The following is a 9,005-nucleotide window of genomic DNA, read 5'->3' as shown; positions in this document are numbered from 1 at the left end:
GCGACGCCAGTGGCGTCACCATCAACGGAAACCAGCTGGATATTACCCCGAGTGCGTACAACGATCTGGCCGTGGGTGAATCCGTGGTGATTAATTATTCTTACAATGTGATCGACGGCGAAGGGGGCGTTGTTGCTCAGACCGCTTCGATTACGATCAACGGCGTGAATGATGCCCCGGTGGCCCAGGACGATACGTTTTTAACTGATGAAGACACGGTTCTGATGAACGGTGATGTCTTCGCCGATAACGGGAGTGGTGTTGACAGCGATCCTGATAACGGTGCTACCTTTACCGTGACCGGTATCAACGAAGGGGTGTCTGTTGGCACGGTAGGAATTCCGTTTAGCCTGGCTTCCGGTGCCACTGTGACACTGACATCAGGTGGTGTTTTCGAATTCAATCCGAACGGGCAATATGATTATCTGGCCGTTGGAGAATCAGCCACTGAATCATTCACTTACACGATTGATGACGGCGAGGGGGGAACAAACACTGCGACCGTTATGATTACGATCGACGGTGTGAATGACCCTGTTACCGCAGCCGATGATGATGCCACGACGGACAAGAATACGTCTATTGTGGTTGATGTGCGGCTCGACAACGGTCATGGGGCTGACAGTGATCCCGATAACAGTGATGTTCTTCGTGTGACTCATATTGCTGAGGGGGTGGAAGCACCTGTCGTTCTTGTTGAAAGTAATCCAGAAGAGCTAGACTCAGGGGCAACGATCACACTCAATCCTGACGGAACGCTCACTTATGATCCGAATGACGCACACAATGATCTGACACTGCCCACAGATAAGTTTACTGAGACATTTACTTACACAATTACAGACGATCAAGGTTCGACCAATACGGCGACCGTAAGTATTATCGTCACAGGATCAAATGAGCCATTGATGACATCAGGACTGCCTGATGTGACCAGCGATGGTCTGGCAGAAGTGATCATCAATCTGGATAATCATTTCAGTGATGCGGATCCTGGTGATACGATTAGTTATAGTATTGCTAGCTTCCCTCCCACCCTGGTGGGAGGAGATCCTCTGCCTGCTAATTTCTGGGCCAACAATATCTTTATCAGCGGGAATGAATTGCATATTCAATTCAGTGATTACAGTAATATTCAGGTTCGGCTGCCAGCGGAGATTACTGTCACTGCCAAGTCCAGTGACATGGTCTCCCCCGACGTCAGTAGCATGTTTACGCTAACTCCTGACCCTCAAACAACGGCTGCAGTCCAACTGGTGGCTCGGTCTACCGTATCTTCAGATCGTGACTTCATCACTTTCCAGGCAGAAGCCGATTTTGGTTCTGCTGTTGGAAGGGCGCAGTTAGCACTGACAAATGGATTACAGGACCTTGAGTTCAGTATCTATTTACAGGACTTTGTAGATCATCCTACCTTTCTGTTGGACTTTGACGGAACTCGTACGATTGGGGATTCGAACGATGATCTGGCACTTGTTCAGCTTATTGACAATGACTCTTTTGACCCAGTGTTCGTCATCTACGATAAGTCACTGATGAATCAAGATCCCAACCTTGTCTTAGATGCCAGCACTAACACTGTGTCGGGAATCTGGCAAGGCTTGAGCAGTGATATGATTGATAAGTTATATGCTGGGGAATTGGCAATTCAAATATTTAAAGAAAGTGGTGATTCCGACACCGTTGGTGGGGAAAAGATCATAGTATCTCCTAGAGTCGCAGATGCAGGACAGCTTCCTGCGGGGCAAACAGAATTTGCGGTTGATGAGAGATACTATGTGGAAATCTGGGTGAGCGATCAAATAATCCAGTCATTGATCGCGCAGTCGGGAACCGTATCGGGGATTGGCGGAAGTCAGCTTGATATAACTTGGGACAGTAATAACATTGCCCGAGCAGTGAGAGTAAGTGCTACAGATGAAGCCTCTGCTTTTAACGGCAGTTCCGATAACGGCAGCATAAATAATAGTGCCGGTGTTATTTCTAATATTAGAGGATTAAGCTTGCTTCCTGGAATCGCCAGCGATAGTGGTTATGCTAGGTTAGGATATGTATTAGTTGAAGCGGAGGGGGTAACATCGGATACCAATTTTGAAGTCAGACTATCTGACAGCAATGATTTTGTAAAAAGAAGCATTGGTAATATTGACAATAGTCAGGTTTTTCTGGGCGGGCTTTCCCTGACTCATACGCCGGCTGCGTCTCCTTTGCACGGTACCGTTGGTGAACCGGAAGGAACGACCGTTGATGTCGTTGTTGTTCAGGAACAAACGGAAATCGATCAGACAGGTCATGTGACCGAGTTACCCAGCAGTATTACCTGGATTGATGAATGGAGTTCCTTCTGGGCTGAAATTTATGTGGAAACTTCGAATAATGATTCCGTTGAGAATGCATTGGTCGATTTGAATTACAACACGGAATTCTTTACCGCCACTGAGATTGAGTTCGGCAGTGATTTTACTGGTAGTGGGAATGTTGTGATTGATGATTCGACGGGAGTTGTGACCTCGATCAGCGGTACCGCGATTAACTCTGGAACAGGAAACCTGGGAAGTGCGTTGTTAGCACGTGTGAAGTTTGAATCATTGGAGCAGGATGATGTCTCGATTGACTTCAATGATAAATTCCTCGGCCCTCATTCTCTGGGGCTTGAACTGAGTAATGTTGAAATTGGTCTGGCTGATGGTGCTGAAGCGAATATCATCGTCGGAGATGCACCGGAGACTGATTTATGGGCCATGGCCTATGATGTGAACGATGATGATGCGATCAACTTCAGTGATCTGGTCATCTTAACTTCTGTTTATGGTCAGAATGTTCTTGACCAGAATTCCCCTTATGTCTGGGCACTTGATGCTGACAAAAGCGGTACCGTTAACTTTAGCGATCTGACTAGCTTCATCTCAAACTATGGTGTTTCAAAAGGTGGCGACCAGCAAGTCGTTTATCCTGAAAACTTCCTGCAGCGTTGGTATGGGCAAACCGATGATCTGGTCGGAAGCTCTTCCATTGACGACGTCATGGATGAAGCTCTGGCGATCTGGCAGGATGCTCTGGGACTGGAACAGCCGCTGGACATTCAACTGGTCATTACCGATTTGGGTGGAACACAGTTGGGTGCAGGTCAGATTACAGCCGTCGATGATGAAGGGCGTCCTGTAGCAGGGATTGTTACATTGGATGATGATGCCGCTGGTCAAGGCTGGTATTCTGAAATCAATACCAGTGCCTTTGGTGGAACGGAACTGGAAGGGGGCGTATCGTATACTGCTGACAGCGGCTCTGATGCCGTCGGTCATTACGACTTGCTCACCGTGCTATTACATGAAATTGGACACGTGGCCGGGTTCACAGAAACCTATGCTCCATTCCAAAGCCATATCGAAGTGGGCGTCGGTGGAACTTTGAGTTTTGTCGGCAGTGGATTTGAAGCCACATTAACTGATGACGGCTTGCACCTGGATGATACCGTTCATGCTGGCGATATCATGAATGCGACACTGGATCCGGGAGTTCGCAAACTGCCTTCCGTGCTGGATGCTCTGATTCTGCAGACCGTTCACGAAACGGCAACGACAGGGGACTTTGAGATTCTGGTTGGCGTGAATGCTCCTTTAATGGCGAATCTGCCTGCTGGCGAGCAGCTCAACACCGGTGCTGAGTCGTTGACTGCCTTGGATTCCAATATCGTTCTCGTTTCCAACGACTTGTCGGAATTGACCGAAAATGGACTGCCTCAGGTCAATCTGCTACTGAATCACTTGAATCCCAGTTCCTCTGCTCTGAATCAGGTCGAACTTGATTTATCCGTTCTGGAAGGATTAAGTGAGGAACTGATCAGCGACCTGCAGCTCAACGGACTATCCATTGTTGACAGCCGCGAACACAGCCCAAGTTCAGACACCGACCAGACTGATTCCGATTTTGATCTTCTGGGGCTGACTCAGGAATTTGATGCCGGATTTGACGATGTCTTTTCTGAATGGGCAGGTCCGATTCTTTAAGTCAGAAGTGTTCAAGAGGTGTACGACTCGCCCTTATGTGTGTTTTACAGGCCACCATAAGGGCGAATTTCCCCTAAACTATCTCAACTGGCTGTTGTAGGAAAGCTGGGGAAGAGCGTTGTGTTTTTTCAACATGCAGTCAATTTCGTTATACATTTATGAATGTCTTTAAAGACTTACAAAGTCTATACGATCTTTTCTTGAATACTGAACAATCTGATGTTATGTTTCAGGAGTCTTTGAACAAGTCAGGACAAATCAATCTAATATTGGGGGGATCTGTTTTCTTATAACAGGTCGTATTGATTCCCCATCAGTTCAGGTCCCTATTTCTGGAACCAATTACTTCTTAAGATTTTATAACATTGAGGAGAAACTAAGCGTGAGTGCTAAGAAAGATGAGAAATCAGCTGAAGCAACAACAGAAGCAGCAGCAGGACAGGCTCCAGCTCCAGCTCAGCAACAGCAGCAGGTTAAGGTGAACGATGACAACATCGTAGCCAGCTATGCCAACTTCTGTCGCGTTTCCAGTACTCCAGAAGAATTGATTCTGGACCTGGGATTGAACCCGCAGCCGCTTGATCCTTCGAATACCGAGATCACCGTAGGCCAGCGAATTATTCTGAACCATTACACAGCCAAACGACTGTTGAGTGCACTTTCAATGGCATTACAGCGCCACGAACAGGCATTCGGAGTTTTGGAAACAGACATCCGTAAGCGTGTTGTTCAGAAGTCATAATGCTTTTAAACGAGAGCGTTTGACGAAAGCTACATCAAAAAACCGGCCCGATACGAACTGTATTAGGCCGGTTTTTTTAATGCGCTGCGCACTTTTTCATGCTGCTTTGAAGAGCTGGCATCTACCGATTCAGGCACACTCGTGACAGTTATTCTGGTATTTCCTGAAATTTTGGATAAAAGATTGGCAACGGATGAGTAGGAAAGCCAAAACGAGTTTGGTAACTTTCATAATGACAGCGCAAGTCAACTAGAGGAGAGAGCTTTAAAACTCTGATCTTATACCATATTGTAAAAGAAATACGGTTAGAACTCGTTTCATCGATAATCCATTGGTGATTCCTTGACCAAGGGGCATTTCTAATGCCTTGTCGGTTGTTCGTCTCTAAGCCCGGAGAGGGCATAATGCTAGATAAACCAGATTCAGTATCATCCCACTTCGAGGGCAATGGGCACCACGATAGTCAGTTGCCGGAAGAATTAGTCAACGAAATCAGCTCAGAATCATTAACCTTCGTTGAAGATCTGTACGCGAGCTACTTGAAGTCGCCGGGGTCCGTCTCCCAGGAATGGCAGGACTTTTTCGCCCGCTTCCCCCACAAGGTCGCGCGTACGCAAAGACCTGGATTTGGCCCTTCGTTTAAACGTCATACGATGTTTAATCCGCCTGGTTCGCAGAAGACGGAAGGGACGGACCGCCAGACAATGAAAATCGCTGATCGGCAGGAACGTCTCGATCAGCTGATTCGAAATTACCGGGTACGAGGACATATTCTGGCATCGTTAGATCCGTTGGGGAAAATACAGTCCACTCCCGCCGAGCTGATGCCCGAGTTTTATGATTTCTCCGAACGGGATTACGACCGGATTTTTTCCACATCCACTTTTGGTGGTCCTGCTCAACGAACATTGCGGGAAATGATCCAATGGTTAAAGAACACCTACTGTCGATCCATTGGTGCGCAGTTTATGCACATCGACAGTTTGCACGTTCGCAAGTGGCTGCAAGACCGGATGGAAAGCACAGCCAACTTTCTCAAGTTTGAACGTCCCGAAGCGTTGCGGATTTTACGTCGTTTAACCGATTCGGTTGTCTTCGAAGAGTTCATTCAGAAAAAGTACGTCGGCTTGAAAAGCTTTTCACTGGAAGGGGCGGAAAGCCTGATTCCCCTCTTGGATCTTGCCATTGAAAAAGCCGGTGAGCAAGGCGTTGACGAGATCGTCTTTGGAATGGCACACCGCGGCCGATTGAATGTGCTCACAAATATCATGGGCAAAAAACCGCGTGAAATCTTTCGGGAATATGAAGACTCGGTTCCCGAAATGAGCGTGGGACGCGGCGATGTCAAATATCACCTGGGGTACAGTTCCGACTGGATGACCGAATCGGGACACAATGTCCATCTGACACTTTGCTTTAACCCCAGCCACCTGGAGTTCGTCAATCCCGTTGCCATGGGGCGAATGCGCGCCAAGCAGGACCGCTGGCACAACATCGATCGAACCAAGGGCATGGTCCTGTTGATTCACGGTGATGCGGCTTTTGCCGGGGAAGGCGTAGTTCAAGAGAGCCTGAATCTGAGCGAATTGAAAGGGTATCGAACCGGCGGTACGATTCATGTCGTCGTTAATAACCAGATCGGTTTCACGACGGACCCTGCGCAAAGTCGTTCTTCGACCTACGCGACAGATGTCGCCAAAATGCTGCAGATTCCCATCTTCCATGTGAATGGAGAAGATCCGGAAGCAGTCGCCCAGGTCGTCAAACTGGCGATGGACTTTCGTAAGGAATTCCATCGTGATGTCGTGATCGATATGTATTGCTATCGCCGTCGTGGACATAACGAAGGAGACGAACCCTCTTTCACACAGCCGTTAATGTACGATATCATCAGCAAGCACCCCTCTGTACGCGATAGCTTCCTGCAGCGAATGCTGGAACGCAAGTCGGTCACACAGGAAGATGGCGATCGTCTGCGGGACGAGAGTATCTCACACCTGGAATCGGAACTGGCAGCAGCTCGAGTGGATAATTATCCGCATACGGTTGAATTACCAGCTGGTATCTGGGCGGGATATCGTGGAGGAGAAGAATTACCAGCCGACCAGATCGACTCGGGAGTTCCGGAAGAAAGCCTCGTCAATCTGTTATCGAAACTAACCGAACTTCCGGAGAGTTTTACACCGCATAAGAAAATTCAAAGGTTATTGCGCATCCGCAAGGAAATGGCAGATGGTGAGCGTAAGTTAGACTGGGGTGCAGCGGAATCACTTGCATTTGCTTCCTTGTTGACCGAAGGGTATCGGATTCGCGTGAGTGGTCAGGATGCGCAGCGCGGGACGTTCAGTCATCGCCATGCCGTGCTGCATGATGTTAAAAGCGGTAAAAAATATACGCCACTCAAACATCTGGTCGACGGGCAGGGACCTGTTGAATTCGTCAACAGTCCTCTTTCGGAAGCGGGGGTTCTCGGCTTCGATTACGGCTACAGTTTAGACTGTCCCGATGGCCTGATTGTCTGGGAAGCGCAATTCGGCGATTTCTGTAATGCGGCCCAAGTGATTATCGATCAGTTTATCGTCAGTGCCGAAGATAAATGGCAGCGTTACAGCGGGATCGTGCTGTTGTTGCCACATGGATTTGAAGGGCAGGGGCCTGAACACTCCAGTGCGCGATACGAGCGATTTTTGCAGATGGCTGCGGAAAACAATATTCAAATCGCAGTCCCCACAACACCGGATCAGTTTTTCCACCTGTTAAGACGGCAGATGATTCGCAAGTGGCGGAAGCCATTAATCGTGATGACACCCAAAAGTCTGCTGAGACATCACGACGCGGTCTCCAGCTTATCCTCGATGAGTTCGGGCTCCTTTTTCAAAGTCATTGCCAATACCACAGACATCGAACCCGAAAAAGTCACCCGGATATTACTATGCACCGGAAAGATCTATTATGATCTGAATGAGCATCGAAAACAGGCGGAACGCGATGATATTGCCATCATTCGGATGGAGCAGCTGTATCCCATTCCCAAAGCAGAGCTCGAGAAGGCTTTAGCCCCCTATCCGGAAGGGACCCCCGTGTACTGGGTCCAGGAAGAACCGGAAAACATGGGGGCCTGGCAATTTATGTATTGTCGCTTTAAAGGAAATCTGTTTGGCCGCCATCCACTGCAGGGCGTTTATCGTCAGGCTAGTGCCAGCCCGGCGACAGGGTCTGGCAGGAGCCATCAGTTTGAGCAGGAAATGCTGATTTCAGAAAGTTTCCGAGAAGAAGCATAGCCGCATCTGGAATCAAACTTTTTTTCACTGGCTTGTGGAATCCAGGATATCCTTCAGGTGAAAATGATGTTTTCCTAACTGGCCACCATAATTTCCAGCAGTGATTTCGAGGACCCCCGGTTGCTGGCTGGCGATGTGTAAGCCAGCCTGCATCGCCTGTTGTACCGCGTCGAACGAGTCGCCGTCGATGACGATTTCGTAAACGCAGCCGGTACCTTCAGGCAGTTCTGATGTGGTCTGTGCACGAAGCGTCGGGCAGTAGGCATCGTTGGTGCTGGCTTTCAGTTTGGAATAACGCGATCCGACTTTACTGCCGCTTCTGACGATGCCTCCTGGGAAAGGCAGGATGATATGTTCCCGTTTCTGCATGGCGGTAACAGCGGCTTCTGTCGCGAGTAATCCACTTTTCTGATCCGTTGCACAGATTAAAAGGTTACCACCTGCGACCCCTTTAAACGTGCCAACCTGATCTTCGCAAACGAATTCCCCATCCATCACCGGGATCCGCCAGAGTCGGCGGTCGCCCCATTTTTTGGAAACCTGAAAGCCATCACCAAAAAAACGAAGCTGACTTCCCAGTGCGATCTGTTTTTCGGGATCAGAGTCTGTGATTCCGGAATAACAGGCGGTTGTTGGACAGGTGAGAATGCATTGGCCGACCCGGTTCGAGACCGCTTTTTCCAGCGCAGAGCGGCTGAACGCGAAAAACATTAAGCTGACTCCCGGTCGTCCGTCGGGGCTTTCTGCAGGCGAGAGGAACGTTTCAATACCGGCTTCCGCGTCGCAAGCGATGACGCTCGTGGCATATCCACTGACTTCGGCTGCGGCTATTTTGACCCAGGATTCAGTCAGTGCTGTCACGATAATTCGCGTTCCCACGGTTGTGAATGCTTCAGCAAAGGTATCACAAATGGGAACACCATTTAGTTCCAATTCAGTTTGAGTATTCAAATTCGTTCCCAGACGAGATCAAAA

The 9,005-nt window shown here is 48.8% G+C and carries 4 protein-coding genes; 3 read left to right on the top strand and 1 reads right to left on the bottom strand.

Annotation, left to right across the window (positions count from 1 at the left end; genetic code table 11):
- The 3 genes from AAC022_RS10745 to AAC022_RS10735 all read left to right on the top strand — a co-directional run.
- Positions 1-4,007: Ig-like domain-containing protein (locus tag AAC022_RS10745; protein ID WP_339730808.1), on the top strand; the 4,007-nt coding region annotated here is incomplete at its 5' end.
- A 382-nt stretch (positions 4,008-4,389) separates the two neighbouring features.
- Positions 4,390-4,749, top strand: a complete 360-nt coding sequence (locus tag AAC022_RS10740; protein ID WP_339730807.1) for a DUF3467 domain-containing protein — start codon at positions 4,390-4,392, stop codon at positions 4,747-4,749.
- A gap of 404 nt (positions 4,750-5,153) precedes the next feature.
- Positions 5,154-8,030, top strand: coding sequence for a 2-oxoglutarate dehydrogenase E1 component (locus AAC022_RS10735; protein WP_339730805.1), 2,877 nt, complete (start codon positions 5,154-5,156; stop codon positions 8,028-8,030).
- Between the two features lie 24 nt (positions 8,031-8,054).
- Here AAC022_RS10735 and fhcD read toward each other — a convergent pair whose 3' ends face one another.
- Positions 8,055-8,981 (bottom strand): formylmethanofuran--tetrahydromethanopterin N-formyltransferase, encoded by a 927-nt coding sequence (gene fhcD, locus AAC022_RS10730; protein ID WP_339730803.1) that lies wholly within the window; start codon positions 8,979-8,981, stop codon positions 8,055-8,057.
- Positions 8,982-9,005: the final 24 nt, after the last annotated feature.

It is taken from the genome of uncultured Gimesia sp. (genome assembly GCF_963976445.1).
In the GTDB taxonomy this organism is placed as follows: domain Bacteria; phylum Planctomycetota; class Planctomycetia; order Planctomycetales; family Planctomycetaceae; genus Gimesia.
This window is presented reverse-complemented; position numbering and strand designations above follow the sequence as displayed.